Below are 20,583 nucleotides of genomic sequence, written 5' to 3' on the forward strand. Positions count from 1 at the left end.
TTTCTCGCGTGTTCGGGGGTGTGAGGGACCCGCGGCGGGACAACCTGTCACGCGTGCCGCGGAGATCTCCCGGGCCTATGACAAAATGTCACGGCTGGGCTGAGCGCCGGCCTCGATCCCCAGGGCGGCGTCGCGCTCCGCGAGCTTGCGGTAGATCGTCCGGGCGCTGATCCCAAGCAGCTGTGCGGCCAGCTGCTTGTCCCCGTCCGTGTGCGCCAGCGTGGCGTCGATGGCCCGCTGCTCCAGGTCGGCCATGGTGGTGCCCACGGCGAACTCCAGCTGGTCACCTCGGCGCTGCGCGTGCGCTACGTGCTCGGGCAGGTCCTCCAGCCCGAGCGTCCCGGTGCGGTTCAGCACCACGGCCCGCTCGATCACGTTCTCCAGCTCGCGCACGTTGCCCGGCCACTCGTACTCGGCCAGCTGCGCCATCGCTTCACGCGACGGCTTCAGCGGCGGCTTGCCGTTCTTGCGCGCGTACACGTCGAGGAAGTGGTCCGCCAAGATGGGGATGTCGTCGCGGCGCGCGCGCAGCGGCGGGCTGGTCAGCGCGATCACGTTGAGCCGGTAGTAGAGGTCTTCACGGAAGTCACCGCTGGCCACCGCGGCGCGCATGTCCCGGTGCGTGGCGGCCACCAGCCGGAAGGTGGCCCGCTGGGTCTTGCCGCCGAGGGGCTCGTACTCGCCCTCCTGCAGCACGCGCAGCAACTTGACCTGCACGGCGGGTGGCAGCTCCCCGATCTCGTCGAGGAACAGCGTCCCGCCCGCGGCCTGCGCGATGCGCCCGTCGCGCTTGGCGTGCGCGCCCGTGAAGGCCCCGCGCTCGTGCCCGAACAGCTCGCTCTCGACGATGGTCTCGGGCAGGGCCGCCAGGTTCACGGCCACGAACGCGCCCGTGCGCTGGCTCTGCTCGTGGATGTAGCGCGCCAAGAGCTCCTTGCCCGTGCCGCTCTCGCCCAACACCAACACCGTCGCCGTCGATGGCGCCGCCTGGGACGCGATGTCCAACGCGTGGCGCAACGCAGGGGAAGAACCGACGATGGTGCGCGACTTGAGCGCGGTGAGCTCGCGCTTCAGGTCGCGGTTCTCCGCCACCAGTTGATAGCGCTCCGCCGCCTTCTCGACCGTCTTCACGATCTGCATGCGCTTGAGCGGCTTCTCGACGAAGTCGTAGGCGCCGCCGCGCATGGCCTCGACGGCGGTCTCGATGGTCCCGTAGGCCGTCATGAGCACCACCTCGGCGTCGGCCGCGACCGTGGCCAGCGCTTTGAGGAGCTCGAGCCCGCTCATGCCTGGCATCATCAGGTCGGTCACCACGACGGCCACGCGGTGCTGGCGGCACACGTCGAGCGCCGCCCGACCGCTGGTGGCGGTCAGCACGCGAGCGCCTTCACGCTCGAAGATGCGGCGCAGGCTCTCGAGGTTGGCGGTGTCGTCGTCCACGACGAGGATGGGGAGGTCGCTGAGGCTCATCGGTGGTCCGTGGTCGTTTTGGCAGCGGTCTTGGACATTCTGTCACACCTAGACAGGATGTCCGAAGTGCGCGAGGCGGAATCGTCGGTGAATTCGCCGCCCGACGGTGGCGGCACGTCCGGCCTCTGCATGCGCTGTGCCCACCGCGACGCCCACTGGCTGCTACAGTCGGTGCGTGGTCCAACGCCGAGGTTCCAACGTCGCCCTGGTGGTCGCCTGCGTGGTGGTGATCGCCGCAGGGATCAAGCTCGCCTCTCCTCTCTTGAGCCAGCTGGTGTTGGCGGCCTTTCTAGCCACCGTCACGGCCCCGCTGGTGCTCGGGCTGCGACGCCGCGGTGTCCCCGTGGCGCTAGCCATCGCGGCTGGCGTGCTGGTCGACGTCGCGCTCGTGGCGAGCTTGATCACGTTCGTCGCGGGCTCGGTCACCGCGTTCAGTCAGCGCCTGCCCATGTACGAGGAGCGCATGAGCACGCTGGGCACCCACGTCTCCGACTGGTTGCTCTCGCACGGGGTCGACGTGTCACTCGCTGCGCTGCGCGAGGTGGTCGACCCGGGGGTGCTGGTCGGGATGGCGCGCTCGGTCGTACAGAGCGTGGCCGAGCTGCTCTCGCGCATCCTCATCATGCTGCTGATGGTCGCGTTCATGCTGATCGAGGCCGTCGGCATCGAGCGCAAGCTGGTGCGCGTGGTGGAGGACCGCGCCGACCTCAGCGACCTGCGCGACGGGGTAGGGCACGTGCACAAGTACCTGTACGTGAAGAGCGGCACGAGCGCGATGACGGGCGCGCTCGTCGCCGCGTGGTGCTGGGTGTGCGGCGTCGACCTGCCGCTGCTGTGGGGTCTCCTCGCGTTCTTGCTCAACTACATCCCGAACATCGGGAGCATCATCGCCGCCGTCCCGCCCGTCCTGCTGGCGTTGGTGCAGCACGGGGTCGGCGCCGCCTTGGCGGTTGCAGCCGGCTACCTCGCGGTCAACTTCACCATCGGCAACATGTTGGAGCCCCGCTGGATGGGCAGAGCGCTCGGGCTGTCGTCGCTCGTGGTCTTTCTGTCGATGCTCGTGTGGGGCTGGCTGCTCGGGCCCGTGGGAGCGCTCTTCAGCGCCCCCCTCACCATGATGCTCAAGCACTGGCTCGAGCACACCACGGACCTGGCGTGGGTGGCTGTCCTGCTCAGCCCGACCGAAGAGGCCCTGTCGCCCGCCAGCGAACCCAGCTCGCCCTGACCCGTAGCGCGACGAACCGCGAGGGTGCTATACGGATGTTCAGCATGCGCCTCGTCAGCAACCCACCCAACCCGTTCGCGCACCACAGCCTCGAGTGGGACGGGCCCGTGCCCCCGGCCGAGTTGCAGCTGTTCGAAGAGAACGCGCGCAGCGTGCTCTCGCGCAACGACAGCCCCGACATCGGCTTCGAGTACAGCCTCAACCCCTACCGGGGTTGCTTCCACGCCTGCGCGTACTGCTACGCCCGGCCCACGCACCAGTATCTCGACTTCGGCGCTGGGACCGACTTCGACCGCAAGATCGTCGTGAAGGTGAACGCCCCCGAGCGGCTCCGCGAGGCGTTCCGCAAGCCCAGCTGGGCGGGGCGCCCGCTCGTGTTCAGCGGCAACACGGACCCCTACCAGCCCATCGAGGCGCACTACGAGCTCACCAAGCGCTGCCTCGAGGTGTGCGCCGAGTACAAGAACCCAGTCTACATCATCACCAAGAGCAAGCTCGTGCGCCGCGACGCGGCGTTGTTGGGGCGCCTCGCGCGCGAGACCGATGCACGCGTCGCCGTCAGCATCCCGTTCGCCGACGACGACGACGCGCGGCTGCTGGAGCCGTTCGCTTCGCCACCCAGCAAGCGCTTCGAGACGCTGCGGGTGCTGCGCGACGCGGGCGTCCCCACGACGGTCTCGCTAGCCCCCACCATCCCCGGCCTGAACGACGCACAGATCCCCGAGATCCTCGAGCGTGCGCGCGAGGCGGGCGCGGACAAGGCCTTCATGACGCTGGTGCGCCTCGCGGCCGAGGTGCGCCCCGTGTTCGAACAGCGCCTGCGCGAGGCCTTCCCGCAGCGGGCCGACAAGGTGCTGCGCCGCGTGGGGGAGATGCGCAGCGGGCAGCGCGGGGGCTTCCACGAGCGCATGCGCGGCGAGGGTGAGCACTACCAGCTCGTCGAGCAGCTGTTCCGCAAGACGGCGTTGCGTCTCGGCTACGACCTGCAGCGCGGCCCGGAGCCCCTCGGGCCCAGCCCCTTCGCCCGGCCCATCGAGCCGCGTCGACAGCTCACCTTGTTCGAGGGCTGAGCGCGTCGCGCCTCGCCGTGCGCGTCGCGTTGGCCGCGCACCATGCACTCACCAGGGCGGCTGGCGCACGCGGAGTGCCTGGCGGCGTCGCGGGTCGTCACAGGATGCGCAGCACGTCCTCGGGCGGGCGACCCAGCGCGGCGCGCTTCCCCGCGAGCGCGACGGGGCGCTCGATCAGCTTCGGGTGCGCCACCATCGCGTCGATGAGCGCGTCGTCGGACAACGACTCGTCAGCCAAGCCCAGCTCCTTGTACGCGTCCTCCTTGCGGCGCAGCAGCTCGCGCGGCGTCATGCGCAGCTTCTTGAGCACGGCCCGCAGCGTGTCGGCGTCTGGCGGGTCCTCGAGGTAGAGGCGCACCGTGACCGTCGCGCCGCGCCCTTCGAGCAGGGCCAGCGCCTCCCGGCTCTTGCTGCAGCGTGGGTTGTGCCAGAGCGTGACGCGGCTCACGAGACTGCCCCCACACGCAGGTCGCAGTCCTCGAAGCACGTGATGTAGTCCGCGCCGAACGCCAAAGATGGCGTCTTGGCCCCGGCCTCCACCTCGCCGTTGGCCAGGCGCAGCGTGGCATCCACGGCCGTGCGCGCCGTGAGCGTGTAGCCCTCGGGCGTGGTCAGCGTGGCCTCCACGCGGTCTCCCGCGGCGTTGCGCACCTGGCCCCAGATGGTGGAGCTGGCGCGCTCGCGCAGCTGCGCGTCCGGGCCGGTCATCGTGGCCTCCACGAGCGCCTTCAGGCCGCGCTGGACCAGGCTCGTGCCCAGCACGGGAGCCGCGTGGCGCAGGGCCTTCATGCCGCGAATCTGACCGGGCGGGAGCGCCAGGAACACGGTGATGTTCGGGATGCCCGTGGACTGGTAGGCCGTCGACACGTCGCCCCAGGGGATGGCGACGCCCAGGCGCGTCTTGTCGCGGAAGGGGATCTCGCGGGTCTCGTGGGCCGTGGGGACGGACACCAGGCGCCCGTCGCGCCGGACCTTGCCGCCGTGCGGGAGCGCCTCGATCATCGTCTTGGTGGTGCCCCGGCTGGACGCGCCGTCGCCACGGAACGCCAAGACCAGCTCGGTCGCGTCGGGCAGCGCGGCATGCAGCGACGCCGCCACGCAGTCGGTGGGCACCACGTCGAAGCCAGCGCCTGGCAGCAGGACCACGCCGCGCGCCTTCGCGTCGGTGTCGCGCGCGGCGCATGCCTCGAACACGTCGATCTCGCCGGTGATGTCGGTGTAGTGCGTGCCGCTCCGCAGGCAGGCGTCCACGACGGGCGCGCTGGTGGCCGAGAAGGGCCCGGCGGCGAGCGCGATGGCGTCCACGTCCGCGAGCTGTCCCGCGATGGCCGCCGGGTCGCTCAGGTCGAAGGCGCGGTACTCGAGGCCGTGGCGCTCGGCCAGGGGGCGGATCACCTCGACGCGTCGGCCGGCCAGCACGGGGCGCTCGCCACGGCGGGCGGCCTCCTCGACCATCAGCTGGCCGGTGTATCCGTTGGCTCCGTAGAGCATCCACCTACTCATCGCGACGCACCCTTTCTTCTCTCGCTCGCGGCCTGTCCGAGAACGGGCTGCCGAGCAGGCCGGCGCTTCCACGCGGCGAGGCCTCGTTCTGGGTCAGGTCGGTGGCGCTCGCAAGCGGAGCGTGCCGACTGTCACACGACGCGAAAATGAACCGCCATTCATTTTCTGGTGGGCCGCTCGCCCCAGCGGTGGTACGTGGCCTGTCATGAACTTCCAAGAGACCGAAGAGCAGACCCTCCTGCGCCAAGAGATCCGTGCGCTCGCCAAGCCGTTCGGGCGGGAGTACTACCTGGCCAAGGCGCGCGCGGGGGAGCCGCTCGACGAGCTCTGGAACGCCGTGGGCGACGCGGGATATCTGGGGGTCAACATCCCGGAGTCGCACGGGGGTGGCGGGCTGGGCATCACCGAGCTGGCCATGGTCAGCGAGGAGCTGGCGGCTGCGGGCTGTCCGCTGCTGCTGCTGCTCGTCTCCCCCGCCATCTGCGGCACCATCCTCGCGCGCTTCGGGACCCCGGCGCAGCAGGACACGTGGCTGCCCGGCCTGGCTACCGGCAAGACCAAGCTCGTGTTCGCCATCACCGAGCCCGACGCCGGATCGAACTCGCATCGCATCTCCACCGTGGCCAAGCGCGACGGCGACGACTGGGTGTTGAGCGGCACCAAGTACTACATCTCGGGCGTCGACGAGGCGGACGCCATCCTCGTGGTGGCGGCCACGCAGGGCGCAGACGGGCGTCCTGGCCTGTCCCTGTTCCTGGTGGACGCCGACGCGCCCGGCCTGACCAAGACCCCCATCCCCATGGAGTTGGTCGCGGCCGAGCGTCAGTTCACGCTGTTCTTCGACGGCGTGCGCGTGCCGGCCGAGCGGCTGGTGGGCAACCCGGGGCATGGGCTGCAGCAGGTGTTCATCGGGCTGAACCCCGAGCGCATCCTCGGGGCGGCCATGGGCAACGGCATCGCGCGCTACGCGCTCTCGGCGGGGGCTCGCTACGCGAACGAGCGAGCCGTCTTCGGCGCGCCCATCGGCACGCACCAGGGTATCGCCCACCCGCTCGCGCAGGCCAAGATCGAGGTCGAGCTGGCCCGCCTCATGACCACCAAGGCCGCCTGGCTGTTCGACCAGGGGCTGGACGCCGCGGAGGCCGCGAACATGGCCAAGTACGCCGCTGCGGAGGCTGCGCTCGCTGCGGTCGATGCCGCCATCCAGACGCATGGCGGCAACGGCATGTCCGAGGAGTACGGCATCGCGGCGCTGTGGGGCGTCGCCCGCACGCTCCGCATCGCGCCCGTCAGCCGCGAGATGATCCTCAACTTCATCGCGCAGCACTCGCTGCAGCTGCCGAAGTCGTACTGACGACGCGCACGCACGTCCGCCCGACCGCGATATGCTGCTGCGCATGGCCGACCGTCCGTTGTCCTCCGCGCTCTCACGCCTGCTCCCTTTCGTGCTGATCGGCGCGTTGTTCCCTGCGTCCGCCTGCGAGCCCGACGAGGTCCGCGAGCGACCCGGCCGTGGGCTCGAGGGACCCAACCCTGCTGCAGTGGCGAACCTGCCGTCTGCCGACGAGGGTCAGAGGGCGCGTCCCCCAGGCCGCCGTCCCCTGGGCGAGGCGTTCGGCAGCCCCGCGCCCTTCCCGACCGACGCGCCACCCAGCGAGTCTTCGGGAGAGCCCAGCATCGAGAACGGCGTGCCCCAGGGACCACCACGCGACCTCAGCGCCGAGCTTCACGCGGCGTTGGGCCAACCCGTCCAGTGCGTGGCGGGCGCGCCGGACGCGGCCACCATCGACGTGCGCGTCTCGACCGTCGTCGACCAAGGCGGATCCGTCCTGCGGGCGACGGTCTCTGGTGGGCTCTCCCCTGGCGGCCTCGCCTGCATGCAGGCACGGGCCCTCTCGGTCAGGTTTCGATCGCCCGTGCCGCGCGCGCCCATCACCGTCAGCACCGTCGTCTCGTTTCGGCGGACCGCGGAGGGCGTCGAGGCGACCCGCACGCCCGTCGAGACCCCACGTGAGCTGCCTCCGGGTGCCGTGGACCCGATGGGGGGCAACGCCGTGCCCATCGCGCCCCGCGCAGGGCAGGCCATCTCCGCTCCCGCTGGCCGGCCGGTGCAGGCGGCCCCCGGGACACCGGTCAGCAACAACCAGGGCGTCAGCATCATGGGCCCGACGGGCACGCCCATCCGCCGTTGAGCGAAGCGCGGCACGCGACGCATGCCCTCCTGCTCCGCGGCTTCCGTCGTCGCCCGCAGGAGACACGCCGTGGTAGATTCCCCGCGCCCCGACGTAAGCCGGTGGTGACGGAGGTCCCATGCAGTTCACGACACGCCATCTTCGCCCGAGCGTCACGCGCGCGCTCTCCCTCTCTCTCGCGTCCTGCGCCGTGGTCCTCGCGAGCGCCGCGACCCTCTCCGCCCAGCGGGGCGGAGCGCAGCGCTACGACATCCACTTTCATCGGCCGCTCGCCGTTGGCGCCCGCGCGCGTGTCGAGCTCACCGGCAGCAAGCAGATCTCCATGGAACGCGTGAACGGGCGCAACCGCGAGTCCGTGCGCGATGAGACCGTGCAGGTGCGCTTCGTCGCGGTGGAGCGCGTCACAGCGATCAGCGCCATCGGGAAGGCGACCACGCTCGAGTACACCATCGAGGCCTTCGAGATCACACGGGACGGGACGCGGACCACCCCCTTGGCCGTCGGTACGGTGCTGACGTTGGAGCGGTCCACGCAGCCAGGGGGCGACGGCCACATGCGCGTGAACGGTCGCGACGTCTCGGAGGAGGTCGCGGAAGCGCTCTCCATCGTGCTCTCCCGCAGCGCGACCGACACCACGGACGACGAGGTCTTCGGTTCACAGACCCCACGTCGGGTGGGTGAGCGCTGGAACGTGAACGCGACGGCGGCGCAGCAGCAGCTGGCGGCGACCGGTGCCCCCGACATGCGGTTGCGCGGCGAGGTGCGCGCCACCGAGCTCGTCACCGTCGACACGCTGCCCTGCCTCACCCTGACCGCCAACATTCAGGGCCAGCTGCGCGGGTTGCCCAACTTGCCCCCCTCGGCCTCCTTCCGCAGCGGCACCATGCAGATGAACGCGACGGGAGCGTTCCCCGTGGACGGCAGCACGCGACCTCCCACCGGCACGCTGAGCGTGGTGGTGGACGTGAATTTCTCCGTCTCGGCCCAGGGCCAGACGCAGAACTTCCACATGGTGGTGCGCGAGGAGCGCAGCGAGCATCTGACCGTGCTCCCCTGAGTCTCGGAGAGGAGCCCCATGTCGCAGCGGGCGCCGACGAGCCCGCTCCAGCGCGTGACCGTGCTCCCCTCCGCGTACTCGGTCCAGGCTCGAGGCTCCGGGTGTGGTCGACGGAGCGCACAGAGCGTCAGGGCGTGGCAGACTGGCGCGCCCGTGTTTCTCGCCGCGCGAGGGCCCATGGGATGGCCACGGCCACGAGGCTCGGGGCGTCGACCCACCACACGTTGAACCAGGCGCCGTGCAGCGCGCTCCCGGTGGCGTCCACGACGAACCACGCGAGCATCGACGTGGCGACGGCCGTGAGCACCCAGCGCTGTCCCGGCGCGCCGTGCAGCGCGAGGGCCAACATCAGGAAGTGCGCGCCGAAGGTGGCCCCGATGATGCCGTAGCTGAAGCGCATCCACGTCAGCGCCTCTACGGTGAGCGCGCCTTCGAACCACGCCTCTGCGACCGCGCGCTGGTACACCCCGAAAAGTAGCGAGGTGCTACCCAGGCTCAGCGCGACGCCCACGGCGACGAACAGCCAGCAGACGAGGGTCAACGCGCGCCAGCTGGCAGTGATGGGGGCGTGGGGCGGTCGCATGACGCGCGCCGCGTCGAGAGCGCCCCGGCGGTGCGCCCACGCGAGCAAGGCGCCGAAGGAGATGAACGGCAGCAGGTTGATCATCCACACGTTGAAGGTGGCCCCGACCGCGAGCGACATGCCCGAGTCCCACGCGAACCACCAGACGAGCCCGGCCACCAAGGCGCGGTGTGCCCAACGCTCCCCCGCGCGCAGCGGGTGGGCCACCAGCCAGGCGGCGGCGACCCACTTGCCTACGATGGACCCACCGATGATGACGTCCGTGAGCGCGGCGAAGGGCTCGAGCGCGGCAGGGAACGTGGGTGTCCCGAAGAGCACGTCGGCGGCGGCTTCGCGCCATGGAGCAAAGGCCCACGTGCGCCCTGCGAGCGCGAGCGCGAGCCCCACCAGCACGAACCAGACGCACGAAGCCCACGCGACCCGCACCTCGAGCGAGGGGGGTGACGTGGGCTCCGCTGGCTGCGAGCCAGACGCGGCGGGGCGTTTCCCCACCGACGACCTCAGCGGCGGCCGTGACCGGCCTGGTCGGCGTTGCTGCCCGAGTCGCTGTCGGTGCGGCCCGTACGCCCGCGCCCTGCGGCGTCGGCGTTGGCGCCGGAGTCGCTGTCGGTGGCACCGCTGCGGCGACGGCTGCCGCCGCCCCCGCCCCCGCGACGACGGCCACGCCCATGACCAGCTTGGTCGGCGTTGCTGCCCGAGTCGTTGTCCGTGCGGCCGGTGCGGCCGCGACCCGCAGCGTCGTTCGGGTCGCTGTCCGTCGCCGCCTCGGTGGGCTCTTCGGCCTTCACCTGCGCCCCGACCAGGGTCACCACCGCGCCGGCGAGCAACGAGCCGCCGACCGTCTGGAGCATCCCACGACGACCCATCGCGCGCTCACTGGTGATGTCCTCGTCCGTGAGCGTCAGCTGCCCAGGCTTGTTCTGTGGATCCTTCTTCTCTTCGCTGCTCATACGTCCTCCATTGGCGGTCACCCCACCGGTGTGATGCTCCAGCGCGAGTATACGCAGGTCGCGGCGAACTCCTACCCGGGAAAAATCCGGTGGCCTTGGCTATCGGGCGGGCCGCTGACGGCGGGCGAACCAGGCGCGGTACTCGGCCATGCGTCGCGCCTGCTCGGGGGGCGCGTGGCGGCGGCAGCTGCTGGCCTCGGCGCTCCCCGCCGGGGCCCCCCAGCGCTGTTCGATGCAGTCGTTCGGGTTGTAGGCCAGCTCGAGCGCGCGCTGCCGGGCGACGAGATCCTGCAGGGTCACGCGCTGGGCGGCACCGTCGCTGCGTCGGTAGGTGATGGCGCGCCCGGCCAAGAGCGTGCTCAGCTCGCCCTCCAGCCGCGAGGCCACGGCGGCGGCGTCCGCGGGGCCCACCCCAAAGCGTCCCGGCTGCCGCACGACGCTCGCAGGGAACCCGGTGACCGCGTCGATGCTGATCAGCAGGCGCATGTCCCGCGAGGGCGTCGCGAAGTCCTCCCACGGACCCGTGGTCTCGAAGATGGCGTAGCCCTCCGGCATGGGCACCGAAGGGCCGTTCTGGCGCACGTACGCCTCGCCGTTGTCCACCGACTGCACGCGCCGCTGGGCGGCCTCGTCGAGCGCGTCCACCAGCACCCGCAGCTGCCCCGAGGGCTCGAGGGGGCGCGGGTTGATGAGCGCCTCCATGCGGTCGTAGAAGTCGTCCGCGCTGCCCGCGTACTGCTGGCGTGACCACGCCCGAGGGCCACCGACGAGCGCGTCGTTCGCGCGCGGCTGCACACCCTCGCGGCGCGCCCGCACTGGCCGGAACGCCTTGAACCCCGCGCCCGCGCTGCTGGTGTCGGGAGAGAACAGGAACGAGCCGCGCCAGAAGCGGCGCAGCGCCACGGTTCCGTCGGGCTGGGCGTCTGCGCCGATCAGCACGCCATACTCGGTCGCCGTCTGAGGGATCCAGCGCGCGATGATCAGCAGGTGACCGTACGGATCGGCGAAGACCGTCCCGGGCGCGAGGCTCTCGCGCCGCAGAGGCACGGGGTACACGTCCGTCGCGTTCGAGTCCGGGTGCGTGCGGGCGCTGGCCGAGTGCACCGTGTTTGCCACGCGCTGCGAGAACTCCTGGAACGCGTTGACCTCGTCCGTGCCGGGCACGGGCAGGTGGTTGTGCTGCGGCGTTCCGTCGCACGCCGGGGGCCGACCGTCGGCGCCGCGGTTGCACGCGCGGAACGCGAAGGGCAGGTGCAGCTTCCACGCGAAGTAGGCGCGTAGGAAGTAGGGCAGGTCGGCGCAGTCCGGGCGCAGCCGCACGCGCTCGTCCTCGCGGGCGCCGAAGTGATCGTGCAGCAGGTTCCGCGCCGGGTCCCGGACGAGCACGCTCAGGTTCGGCCAGGTCGACTCCTCCGGTGGGGCCTCGCGCTGCCCGGGCGTCGTGGGCGCAAAGAGCTGCTCCACGAAGCCGGCGTAGAGGTTCTCGGTGTCCTCGTCCCAGCGCCACACGGAGCGCCACGCTGGGTCGACGTCGGCTTCGTGCCGGCGCAGGCCGCCGCGGTGTCCGCGCACGTGGATGCGCTCGCAGGCGAGCACGCGGGTGCCGTCGCCCGCCACGGCGGTCCAGGTCCCCTCGACGGGGCTCGGCTGCTCGGCCCAGTAGGTGAACGGCGGCCCCCCCAGCACGTGCACGGCCGGCACGTGGCGCTGGCCCGCCGGGTCGAACAGCGCGAGCGCGATGGGGCCCAGATCCTCGCTGCTGCTCACCATCACGCGCAGCGGCTGCTGCGGGTTGGGACGCCGCGGTGACTGGAACAAGGCGACCGACACCGAGTCGTCGCACGCCTCCGGGGCCTGCGACGGAGGCGCGGCAGGGCGCCTCTCGGCTGCGCCCTGGAGCCCCGCAGTCGGCGCACGTCCGAGCACGATCACCTTCGTGATGCGCGCCATGAACGAGCGCCGGGTAGTGTCTGCGCCCAGTGTCAGGTCGCTCACGGCTACGCGATCGACACGCATGAGCGTCTCGCCCTCCGGCTGGCACGGCGACAGGTACTCACTGAACGAGTGGATCACCATGGGCGTGCCCGCGGCGTCGCGACCCAGGTAGAGCATGATGTGCCCAGGGAAGTGCAGCAGCACGATGCCCGAGCGGGCTGCTTCCTCGATGACCTCCAGCTTGTCGCGTTCGCTGACGATGCCTTCCACGTCGACCACGAACGAGCCCGCGCGAGCTTGCTGAGCGCTGTGCCGCGGCATGGGCAGGCCGAACGTGTCGAAGATGTCGAGCAGGTAGCGCGAGCAGTCGCGGCCGCCCGCGTGGTCGCCCCAGCCATAAGGGGTCCCGAGCAGCGCGAACGCCTCCGTGAGGACCCCGCGACGCGTCAGAGGGCGCTCGGTGAGCACCCCCTCGGCGTCCAAGCGGCCGCGGACCACCCCCATGGCCGTCATGCCGAGAGCCTCACCGGGGGCCGGCGTTGGGACGCGTGCGCCGGCTGGCAACGTGACGCTCGCGCCACCGCTCCCACGGAGCGTGGCCGCGCCCCGCATGAACACGAAGGGGCCACGCACGAACGCCTGCTCGTGCTCGACGGGCACAGGCGGGGAGAGCGCCGCGGCGTCCGCGATGAAGCCGATGGCGTAGCGCGTGCGTGCCAGCCGCAGCCCTCCAGGCCAGCGCGCCAGGACTTGCACCACCTCCTGGGGCCGCACCGTGCTGCATGCGTTGCGGTCGAAGTCGAGGTCGCGCGTGGGGGTGAAGTAGCCCGTCTCGAAGGGAGCGCAGCGCAGGTCGATCGGCTCGAGGGCCACGTGCAGGCTGGGTGCCACGGGGGGCAGGGTGTCGAGTCGTCGTAGCGCCCGGCGCTCCTCGCCGCTCCATGGCCCCCCGTCTGCGTGGACGAACGCGCCGCTGGCGAAGCGCTCCCGGAGGAATGCGAAGCGCTCGTTGACCGAGGTGAGGAGCCGGTCGGTGCGCAGCGGCTCGAGCAGATCGACCTGGCCAATGGGGCCGTCGTCGCCGCCAGCGTGTGCCATGGAGAGGGCATGGTCGCGCACCTCGTCGGCCGAGAGCAGCGGAGCGTCCACGTCGCCATAGGCGGCGGCACGCGTGATCCAGTAGTCCAAGCGCTCGTGCTCGGCGAGCACCCCGGGGAGCCGCTCGGGGGCGCGCGCCTGGGCGGGGCACGCGGTGCTCGCCTCGCTGCCCGCCGCGGGCTCCGGGGCGGGCTCGGGTTCGCCATCGCTCGGGCCGCCGCAGCCCAACAGGTATGCACACAGCAGGTGCGCCGTCGCAGCGACCCCGCGCCCACGCGCAGGCGACGGGCGCGCGCGCAGGCAGCGCGCGTCGCGCGGGGGGGCAGGAGAGGTGGGTTCTGACATGAGCTCGCTCAAACGATGGCGCGCGAGGGACCAGCGCGACGCTGCAGGTAGCGCAGCGCTTGGGTGGCGACGCTCCCGGTGTCGCCGAGACCGAGGCGCGTGCCCTGCGGGAAGCCCACGTGGCCACCGCGAGAGAGGAACACCGTGCGCACCGCGCGGCATTCCTCGAGGACGGGGCGCACGACGTGCGCGAACACCATGGGATCCTTCGTGGTGGCGACCACCAGCGTCGGCACCTCGATCTGGTGGAGGATCGGCGCGACGGATGTGCGCGCGTAGTAGTCGTCGGCCGAACTGAAGCCATGGCGCGGCGCCACGACGCGCTCGTCCCACTCGCGCAGGGTGTCGATGGTCTCCGCGAGATCCACGCGGTAGGGCACGTCCACCCGCGCCGCGACGTTCTTGTAGATGTCCTTGAGCCCCTTCAACACGTTGCGCCGGTAGATTCTCCCCTTCGGTTTGTCGATCTCGACGACGCCGGCCGCCAGGTCGATGGGCGGACAGATGGCTGCCAGCCCCGCGATCCGCGGGTGTCCACCCTCCGCAGCGTGGCGCAGCGCCATGTGCCCACCGAGGGAGTAGCCCAGCACGAAGACGCGCCGGAACACCGTGATTTCAGGGCTCTCGAGCACGGCCGCGAGGTCGGCCGTGAGGCCTGCGTGGTAGTAGTCGGTGCCGTGCCGGTCGGCGCCCCGCAGGTTCACACGCAGGCAGGCCATCCCCAGCGCGTGTGCGTCCTGAGCGACGGCCACCATGTAGTGGCTGCGATGGCTGCCCCCCATGCCGTGGATGGCGACGACGAGATCCAGTTCCCCAGGCTCGAACGAGCCCGCCGGGAGGGTCAGCCGCCCCGTCAGACGAACAGGCCCGCGCACGGGGTCGTCGACGTGGACGCGGAAGTGGCGAGATGGAGGCGGCGCCTTGGGCCGCAGCACATGCGCCACGTAGGGCCGGAACGTCCAGAGGTGCCCGTGCAGGTCCATGTCCGCTCAGTCTATGCCGTGGGTTGGGGCACATTCAACCGCGCAACTGGGGGTCGCCCGCCACGGGTCGTCGATGGAGGCGCGAGCGTCAGTCTCGCGTCCGACACATGTCCGCCATCTTCTCGAAGGAGGCCATCACGCGGAGGCGCATGTCGGGGGTCAGCGCGCTGTCCTCCATCGCATCGCGCATGCACGCCAGCCACGCGTCGCGCTCGCTCGGGCCGATGTCGAAGCGTTGGTGGGCCGCCGGGATGACCACTCGTCCGAAGCGTTCGTTGTAGCGCTGCGGGCCTCCCATCCAGCCGATGAGGAAGGTCGCCAGCTTGTCGGTCATCTCGGCGAGGTCCCCTTGGTGCATGGCACGGATGGTGGTCGCGTCGGCGCGTGCGCCCATGACGTCGTAGAAGCGCGCGACGAGCGCCCGCACTCCGTCGTCTCCGAGTTGTTCGTACGGGGTGGTCATGTGCCAGAGGCTAGCGATTCTCGTGCCGAGGACCAGGGCCCTGACGGTTGGGGATCCGTCAGGGCCCTCACCCGCTCGGGGGCGGGGGTTGGCGAGGCGGGGATTGCGCGTGGCGCACCTTCCGCGCAATCCCTGCACCACGGCGACGAGGCGGGACCGAGGTGGCGTGGCACGCGCGGACGGCGCCCGCGCGCATGGCGCAAGCGAGTGGCCGTGCGGAGACCGCTGGCGTGCTTCGTGCTTCGTGAACGGGTGTCCAACCAACCCAGGAGAAGAGTCGTATGTCGAACACCAAGGAAAAGGCCGTCGAGCTCGGAGCCAGTGTGCGTGAGGACCTCGAGCGGTTCCGCACCGAGCTGCGCGGCCTGGCCGACGAGATCCGCCTGAAGGTCCACTTGGGCGGGATGGACCTCAAGGACTCGTGGCGAGAGGTCGAGCCCAAGCTGGTCGACTTCGAGGCTCGACTCGAGCAGGCCGGGGCGGAGATCGGAAAGGAGCTGAAGGGCGTCGGGTCCGAAGTGAAGCAGGCGGCGCACGACCTGGACGGCCTGGGGAAGAAGCTGAAGGGCGACCTACTGGACTTGCGGGACCGGCTCGCGAAGCACTGACGGCCCATCCGCCTCTTTCCGAGGCGGCCCTCCAGCCGGCCACCGAGGTCGCTGGCGTGCGCAACACGCTCAAGGCGTGCGCCGCGTCCACGGGTAGAAGGGGGGGTCGTCCTCGCACGAGGGTACGTCGTCACGCGGGCAGAAGATGCGCAGGTGGAAGTGGCTGCGATGGGGCGAGCCCCGGGGCTGACGCATCACCGCCTCGGCCCGCGTGAGGACGTCGGCGCTGACACGCTGGCGCCGCGCGTGCGCGAGCAGCGCGGCGATGATGGGGTTCGCCACGAAGATGTACTGGGGCTGCACGTCCGGGTGCGTCAGCAGGGCCTCTACCAGGGTCCAGTTGCGGGCGACGTCGAAGGCATAGAGGGAGCCACGGTGCGTGCCCATCAGCTGATTCGACATGGACACGAAGCCGGGGCCAGCGGGGAGGGCACGGCGCTGGTGGTCCAGCACGTAGAACCCGAGGTCGACGTCTCGGCCGCTGCGGTGCGACTGATGCGGACGGATGCGCCCGCCGCCTTCGCGGGAGAGATCTCCCACGACCAGCTGACTGCCCGGTGCGCTGGCCGAGACGGCCTCGGCGCCCGCGACGATGAGCGTCACCAGCTCCGCCGTACCGAAGTGCTCGCCACGCGCCGCCGAGATGACACGCACGACGGGCAGCCGTGGCATCGGCACCCCGCGCCGCAAGAGCCCACGGTTGGCCGTGCCCATGGAGATCGAGCGGGAGTGCCCGACGATAGCCTCGACGCTGAATGGGGGTGGGGCCGGCGGCGCAGGGGGGGCCGTGTCCGCCAGCTGGGCCCGCGCCTCTTCCTCGGCCGCGATCTCTCTGTCGATGTCGCGCTGTTCTTCCTCCGTGGGCTCCCCGTGGCCTTCGGCGTGCGCCTGCTCCCGTTCGAGCTCCTCGCGTGTGTGCGGGTGGGGGAGGTCGGCCGCGCTCTCAGCGACCGCGGCGAGCGACGCCAACATCGCGATCAGCGCGAACGCGGGCGACGGGAGGCGGGCTTGGGGGCGCATGACCCCCCAGCATGCAGGCTGCGCCGCCCGCCGCAACGCAGGCGCCACAGGGCGAGCGCCCGGACTCCGGCCCAACGGCCGAAAACCCCTGAATTCTGGCCACTTGGCCGATGCGACAGACTTGCCAAGCGCGGTGTCGCGTGCTTTATGGGCACCCGGTTCGAGCCGCCCTGGCCCGGCCTACGTTACTGTTGTTCCGACGAGGATGCGCATCATGGATCGCCCACAGCTGCTCACGTTGTTTCAGAAGATGGCCGGCGAGGTCGCCGAGAAGGACCTGACGGGCCTCGAGGAAGCCAGCGTCATCGCCGACATCGGCGTCGACTCCCTCGCCATGCTCGAGATCGTGGGCGAGATGGAGCGCGAGCTCGGCGTTCAGATCCCGGATGACGAGCTGGTCGGCATCGAGACGGTGCGCCAGCTGCTGGACCTCGTCGAGAAGCGCGTCGCCATCGGCTGACGGGAAAGGGTCCCCATGGCCTCGGATCAGTACCACGAGAAGCTCTACCAACGGTTCCGCACCTTCTTCGACGAAGCGGAGCAAAACCGTCGCTGGAACCCGTACCGAGACGTGCCCTGGGACAAGATCAACCCGGAGCTCCCGGAGCACGTGGCCCTGTGCGCCGAGACGTTCCTCGGTGTCGAGGCGTACCTGCCTGACTACATCCGCTTCGGCATGGACGCCGTGCGGGCGAGCTCGGTGGCCCAGCGCTGGTTCGCAGCAAACTGGGGCTACGAGGAGCTCAAGCACAGCATGGTGCTCACCGAGTACCTGCTGCGCTCGGGCAAGCGCACCGAGTCGCAGATGTTCGACTTCCAGCAGAAGCTGATGCAGCAGGTCTGGGAGCGGCCCTTCGAGAGCGCGCGCCAGATGACCATCTACGGGGTGTTCCAGGAGATGGCGACGTTCGTCATCTACCTGCGCCACGAGAAGGTCGCGCAGCGCTACGACGACGAGGCGCTCGCGACGGCCTACCGCCTGGCCGCGCGTGACGAGGTGGCCCACGCCCGCTTCTACGAGGACGTGACGAAGGTCTGCCTCGAGGAGGACCGCGAGGGCACGCTGCGCGACATCAACCTCGTGGTGAAGGGCTTCGAGATGCCCGGCGTGGGCATCGTTCCCGACTACGACGCGCGCATCGAGGTGATGCGCGAAGAGGGCGCAGTCGACCGCGACCTGTTCTACAAGAAGGTCTTCTTCCCCACGCTGCGGCGCCTCGGGGTGGACCGCGCCGAGCTGGGCGCCGCGGCGCGTCGCGAGCGCGAGGAGCGCCGCTCGGGCCAGGCGGCGGAGTAGTCGCTCGGGCCAGGTCCGAGTATCCGCTCTGGCCGGGCTGGGAGCGGGCTGGGGGCCGCCAGGCAGAAGGGGCGCGCAGTCGCCGCGCTGGCCGCACGGGGGCGTCGTCCCAGCGGCGGCACGGTAGCGGCGTCGTGCAGCGCTCGCTGGGCACGCGCGCGTCGCAGAGCGCGATAGAAATCCGGGACGGAACCTCCTACCCTCACGGCCAGCCGGCGGTGGGTCGGTGTGGAGGCTCTGATGCGGCGTAGTCTTTGGTTGCTCTTGGTTCTTTCGTGTTGGGGATGCTCCGGCTCCTCGTCGTCGGACCCCAGCGCGGGTCAGACCGGCGGGGGCCAGGCGGGATCGAGCCCGGCGACCCCGCCGGCGGGTGCCAGCGGGGCCCCCACCGCAGAGGCCGCGTCGGCCGGAGAAGCAGCTCCGAGCGGCCCCGACGAGGTGGAGCCGCCGCTGCCCGAGGCCCCGCCCCCCAGCGTCGACCCAGCCTTCGACGCGCCCGCGCCCACCCGCGGTGGCGAGCACGCCCTGTTCGAGGCAGTACCTCAAGACATCATGGCGGGGGGCACCGTCGAGAGCTCGTTCCCCAGCCCTGACGGGCGGCTGACCGCCGTCTCCTCGTACTCCGGCATGGCGGCCATCTACGACGCGCGCCAGGGCGTCGTGCGCGCCTCGAGGCGCCTCTTCCGGAGCGCCTACGACGCCGGCGTGTCGTTCGCGTGGGACGGCTCGTCCGCGCACGTCGCGGCGTTCGCCGGCAACGAGCTGTGCTTGTGGCACCTCTCGACCGACGACTACGACTGCGTGGACGTCGACGAGATCGGCCCAGTCGCCGTCGCCCGCGGTGGGCGGCGCGTGGTCTTCGCGAGCGCGCAAGGGAACGGCGGAGAGGCCATCTACACGTGGTCGCCCGGCGGCCACCCACACAAGGCGGTCGAGCGCGGCGCCGACGAGGAGGCTGTCCGCGTCCTCGCCGTGCACGGCAACCACGTCATCGCGCAGAGCGAGAGCGGCGCCACGATGTACGACGTCCGTGGCCGCTCCGAGCCGGTGGACCTCGGGGCGATCAGGATCGCGTCCAACGCCTTCACGCCCAACGGTCGCAGCTTCGTCGCGCTGAGCGAGACGGCGGTGCAGCTCCGCAATGTCAGTGACGGCGCCGTGGCGCGCGAGGTGTCTCTGCAGGGCGCGCCCGAGCACACGCGCATGATCGGCAACCGCGACGGATCCCGCGTGGCGCTGTGCGCGGACGACGGGCCCGTGGTGCATGTACACCTCGGGACGACACCCTCCGCCGAACCGATCGCCGATCAGACCTGCACCGGCGCCAGCCGGCCCGCTCTCCACGGGGCCTCGGCGCGCGTGGTGCCGCTCAACGACGAGGGGCTGCACCCCGAGCACAGGCGGCAGGCCGGCGAGAACGGTCGCGAGCACAGCCTGTGGTCGCTCGAGCTCAGCGAGGGGCGCGCCGTGCTGCACCGGCGCGGTGGAGCCGAGGCGTTCAGCGCGGCTGGGGTGCGGCGCGCACGCACCCAGGTCGGCGAGGGCGACGAGGGGTACGACGACGAGGGCTACTTCGACGGTCTCGTGGCGCGCTCCCCCACGCGGCACGGCGTCTTGCGCGTGGACCGCCACAACCGACCGGTGCTCCTCACCCGCTCCACGCGCGTGACCTTGGCGGACGCCCACGTGCTCAGCTGTGACGAGTACGTGGGCTGCGCGATCTCCGTCCGCTGGGACCGCGAGGAGCGACGCATCGCCCTCATGCACGCCAACCTCGTCGAGATCTTCGACACGACGAGCGGCGCGCGCCTCGGGTCGTTTCGGACTGGCCGTGGTTGCGCGGGCGAGTGCGGCGACGGCACCGTGTGCGTCCACGGGCGCTGTGAGGAGCCGGGCGCTGCCGTTGGCTCTGCCGAGTTCAGCCCTGATGGCGAGCGCATCGTCGCGATCGGGGCGGACGGTTCCGTCGGCCTGCACGACCTGGCCGGTGAGCGCCTGCGTCGCTTGGCTGGGCCCGAGCGGAGCGTGGAGGCGCGTCAGTCGTTCACGTTCAGCCCCGACAGTCAGCTCGTCGCGTTCCTGCGGCGCAAGCGGCTGACGTTGTTGCGCGCGACGGACGGCAGCGAGGTCTGGCACGTGGACCTCCCGCACACGCTCACGGCGCTGGCGTACAACGCCGATGGTACGGCCCTGCACGTGCTCGACTCCGCTGGGCAAGCGTCCACGCTCAGCGCGGCAGACGGGAGCATCAGCGGTGGCCGTGAGGCGGGGCGCCTGCGCGCCGTCGACGGCCAGGGGCGCTACGCCGTCACCTGTCGCGGGGGGTCCACCTACCTGCAGTACCTCGACCACGGCGTGGAGCGTGGGCCGCTGGGGCGCTGTCCCATGGGGGGCCGCTTCGTCATCGCGCCGGACTCGGGGCTCTTGGGTCACGTGCAAGGAACGCTCGCGCGCGTCCACCGGCTGAGCGACGGTGAGGTCCTCAACCTGCGCAGCGTGTGGCGGGACAACGCGCGCATTCGCATCGCTTTCACCGACTCTGGCTGGGCGCAGGTGATCGGCGGGCGTCCGTCGGACGTGTACCTCCGCACAGGGTCGGTCTCACGCGGGAACTTCCGCAATCGTGCAGGCAGCGACCGCATCCGTGAGACTCTGCTGGCAGACTTCTTCTCTGGGGCCGCGCTCCCACCACCGCCTGGAGCAGCCCCGGAAGAGCCCGGAGCACCCGACGAACACGGTGCCGACGACGACGCACCCTCCGACGCCCACGACTGACCGGAAGCC

General features: G+C 71.1%; 18 protein-coding genes. 9 read left to right on the forward strand and 9 right to left on the reverse strand.

Annotated features, from left to right (window positions below; genetic code table 11):
- Positions 1-75: 75 nt before the first annotated feature.
- Positions 76-1,470, reverse strand: a complete 1,395-nt coding sequence (locus H6726_26575; GenBank protein ID MCB9661242.1) for a sigma-54-dependent Fis family transcriptional regulator — start codon at positions 1,468-1,470, stop codon at positions 76-78.
- Positions 1,471-1,645: 175 nt separating this feature from the next.
- Here H6726_26575 and H6726_26580 point away from each other — a divergent pair, with 175 nt between their 5' ends.
- Both H6726_26580 and H6726_26585 read left to right on the forward strand, forming a co-directional pair.
- Complete coding sequence (locus H6726_26580) at positions 1,646-2,695, forward strand: AI-2E family transporter (GenBank protein MCB9661243.1); 1,050 nt, start codon at positions 1,646-1,648, stop codon at positions 2,693-2,695.
- Between the two features lie 44 nt (positions 2,696-2,739).
- Positions 2,740-3,765 carry a PA0069 family radical SAM protein gene (locus tag H6726_26585; protein MCB9661244.1) on the forward strand — a complete coding sequence of 342 codons (1,026 nt, stop codon included), beginning with the start codon at positions 2,740-2,742 and terminating at the stop codon, positions 3,763-3,765.
- Between the two features lie 97 nt (positions 3,766-3,862).
- On the opposite strand, the gene arsC is transcribed toward H6726_26585, so the two are convergent.
- Complete coding sequence (arsC, locus tag H6726_26590) at positions 3,863-4,213, reverse strand: arsenate reductase (glutaredoxin) (GenBank protein ID MCB9661245.1); 351 nt, start codon at positions 4,211-4,213, stop codon at positions 3,863-3,865.
- The gene (locus tag H6726_26595) at positions 4,210-5,268 is read right to left on the reverse strand and encodes an NAD(P)H-binding protein (GenBank protein MCB9661246.1); all 1,059 of its coding nucleotides are present in this window, start codon (positions 5,266-5,268) and stop codon (positions 4,210-4,212) included. The genes arsC and H6726_26595 overlap by 4 nt, the downstream gene beginning before the upstream one ends.
- A 205-nt stretch (positions 5,269-5,473) precedes the next feature.
- Between H6726_26595 and H6726_26600 the strand changes: the two genes are divergently transcribed.
- The 3 genes from H6726_26600 to H6726_26610 all read left to right on the forward strand — a co-directional run bounded on the left by H6726_26600 (position 5,474) and on the right by H6726_26610 (position 8,517).
- Complete coding sequence (locus H6726_26600; protein ID MCB9661247.1) at positions 5,474-6,622, forward strand: acyl-CoA/acyl-ACP dehydrogenase; 1,149 nt, start codon at positions 5,474-5,476, stop codon at positions 6,620-6,622.
- 43 nt (positions 6,623-6,665) lie between these two features.
- Positions 6,666-7,460, forward strand: coding sequence for a hypothetical protein (locus H6726_26605; GenBank protein MCB9661248.1), 795 nt, complete (start codon positions 6,666-6,668; stop codon positions 7,458-7,460).
- Positions 7,461-7,578: 118 nt separating this feature from the next.
- The gene (locus H6726_26610; GenBank protein ID MCB9661249.1) at positions 7,579-8,517 is read left to right on the forward strand and encodes a hypothetical protein; all 939 of its coding nucleotides are present in this window, start codon (positions 7,579-7,581) and stop codon (positions 8,515-8,517) included.
- A 127-nt stretch (positions 8,518-8,644) separates the two neighbouring features.
- Here H6726_26610 and H6726_26615 read toward each other — a convergent pair whose 3' ends face one another.
- From H6726_26615 to H6726_26635, 5 genes are all read right to left on the reverse strand, one after another.
- On the reverse strand, positions 8,645-9,592 hold the full coding sequence (locus tag H6726_26615; protein ID MCB9661250.1) for a hypothetical protein: 948 nt from the start codon (positions 9,590-9,592) through the stop codon (positions 8,645-8,647).
- An 8-nt stretch (positions 9,593-9,600) separates the two neighbouring features.
- Positions 9,601-10,050: a hypothetical protein gene (locus tag H6726_26620; protein ID MCB9661251.1), complete on the reverse strand. Its 450-nt coding sequence runs from the start codon at positions 10,048-10,050 to the stop codon at positions 9,601-9,603.
- Between the two features lie 99 nt (positions 10,051-10,149).
- Positions 10,150-13,428, reverse strand: coding sequence for a C40 family peptidase (locus H6726_26625; protein MCB9661252.1), 3,279 nt, complete (start codon positions 13,426-13,428; stop codon positions 10,150-10,152).
- Between the two features lie 8 nt (positions 13,429-13,436).
- Positions 13,437-14,411, reverse strand: a complete 975-nt coding sequence (locus tag H6726_26630; GenBank protein MCB9661253.1) for an alpha/beta fold hydrolase — start codon at positions 14,409-14,411, stop codon at positions 13,437-13,439.
- Between the two features lie 88 nt (positions 14,412-14,499).
- A complete protein-coding gene (locus H6726_26635; GenBank protein ID MCB9661254.1) occupies positions 14,500-14,874 on the reverse strand; it encodes a group II truncated hemoglobin in 375 nt (124 codons plus the stop codon).
- 281 nt (positions 14,875-15,155) lie between these two features.
- Here H6726_26635 and H6726_26640 point away from each other — a divergent pair, with 281 nt between their 5' ends.
- Positions 15,156-15,482, forward strand: coding sequence for a hypothetical protein (locus H6726_26640; GenBank protein MCB9661255.1), 327 nt, complete (start codon positions 15,156-15,158; stop codon positions 15,480-15,482).
- Positions 15,483-15,551: 69 nt separating this feature from the next.
- On the opposite strand, the gene H6726_26645 is transcribed toward H6726_26640, so the two are convergent.
- Positions 15,552-16,502 (reverse strand): penicillin-insensitive murein endopeptidase, encoded by a 951-nt coding sequence (locus H6726_26645; GenBank protein ID MCB9661256.1) that lies wholly within the window; start codon positions 16,500-16,502, stop codon positions 15,552-15,554.
- Between the two features lie 214 nt (positions 16,503-16,716).
- Between H6726_26645 and H6726_26650 the strand changes: the two genes are divergently transcribed.
- The 3 genes from H6726_26650 (at position 16,717) to H6726_26660 (ending at position 20,574) form a co-directional block, all read left to right on the forward strand.
- Positions 16,717-16,962 (forward strand): acyl carrier protein, encoded by a 246-nt coding sequence (locus H6726_26650; protein ID MCB9661257.1) that lies wholly within the window; start codon positions 16,717-16,719, stop codon positions 16,960-16,962.
- Between the two features lie 15 nt (positions 16,963-16,977).
- Complete coding sequence (locus H6726_26655; GenBank protein ID MCB9661258.1) at positions 16,978-17,799, forward strand: acyl-ACP desaturase; 822 nt, start codon at positions 16,978-16,980, stop codon at positions 17,797-17,799.
- A 240-nt stretch (positions 17,800-18,039) separates the two neighbouring features.
- Positions 18,040-20,574, forward strand: coding sequence for a hypothetical protein (locus H6726_26660; protein ID MCB9661259.1), 2,535 nt, complete (start codon positions 18,040-18,042; stop codon positions 20,572-20,574).
- Positions 20,575-20,583: the final 9 nt, after the last annotated feature.

The organism is Sandaracinaceae bacterium, from assembly GCA_020633055.1.
GTDB lineage: Bacteria > Myxococcota_A > Polyangia > Polyangiales > Houyiibacteriaceae > JADJJE01.

What these genes read in the sequence shown, in the direction of transcription:
- H6726_26620 (MCB9661251.1), bottom strand. Translation starts at nt 10,050, where the DNA reads ATGAGCAGCGAAGAGAAGAAGGATCCACAGAACAAGCCTGGGCAGCTG.
- H6726_26575 (MCB9661242.1), bottom strand. Translation starts at nt 1,470, where the DNA reads ATGAGCCTCAGCGACCTCCCCATCCTCGTCGTGGACGACGACACCGCC.
- H6726_26585 (MCB9661244.1), top strand. Translation starts at nt 2,740, where the DNA reads ATGCGCCTCGTCAGCAACCCACCCAACCCGTTCGCGCACCACAGCCTC.
- H6726_26595 (MCB9661246.1), bottom strand. Translation starts at nt 5,268, where the DNA reads ATGAGTAGGTGGATGCTCTACGGAGCCAACGGATACACCGGCCAGCTG.
- H6726_26630 (MCB9661253.1), bottom strand. Translation starts at nt 14,411, where the DNA reads ATGGACCTGCACGGGCACCTCTGGACGTTCCGGCCCTACGTGGCGCAT.
- H6726_26660 (MCB9661259.1), top strand. Translation starts at nt 18,040, where the DNA reads ATGCGGCGTAGTCTTTGGTTGCTCTTGGTTCTTTCGTGTTGGGGATGC.
- H6726_26605 (MCB9661248.1), top strand. Translation starts at nt 6,666, where the DNA reads ATGGCCGACCGTCCGTTGTCCTCCGCGCTCTCACGCCTGCTCCCTTTC.
- H6726_26650 (MCB9661257.1), top strand. Translation starts at nt 16,717, where the DNA reads ATGGATCGCCCACAGCTGCTCACGTTGTTTCAGAAGATGGCCGGCGAG.
- H6726_26645 (MCB9661256.1), bottom strand. Translation starts at nt 16,502, where the DNA reads ATGCGCCCCCAAGCCCGCCTCCCGTCGCCCGCGTTCGCGCTGATCGCG.
- H6726_26600 (MCB9661247.1), top strand. Translation starts at nt 5,474, where the DNA reads ATGAACTTCCAAGAGACCGAAGAGCAGACCCTCCTGCGCCAAGAGATC.
- H6726_26635 (MCB9661254.1), bottom strand. Translation starts at nt 14,874, where the DNA reads ATGACCACCCCGTACGAACAACTCGGAGACGACGGAGTGCGGGCGCTC.
- H6726_26640 (MCB9661255.1), top strand. Translation starts at nt 15,156, where the DNA reads ATGTCGAACACCAAGGAAAAGGCCGTCGAGCTCGGAGCCAGTGTGCGT.
- H6726_26655 (MCB9661258.1), top strand. Translation starts at nt 16,978, where the DNA reads ATGGCCTCGGATCAGTACCACGAGAAGCTCTACCAACGGTTCCGCACC.
- H6726_26625 (MCB9661252.1), bottom strand. Translation starts at nt 13,428, where the DNA reads ATGTCAGAACCCACCTCTCCTGCCCCCCCGCGCGACGCGCGCTGCCTG.
- H6726_26610 (MCB9661249.1), top strand. Translation starts at nt 7,579, where the DNA reads ATGCAGTTCACGACACGCCATCTTCGCCCGAGCGTCACGCGCGCGCTC.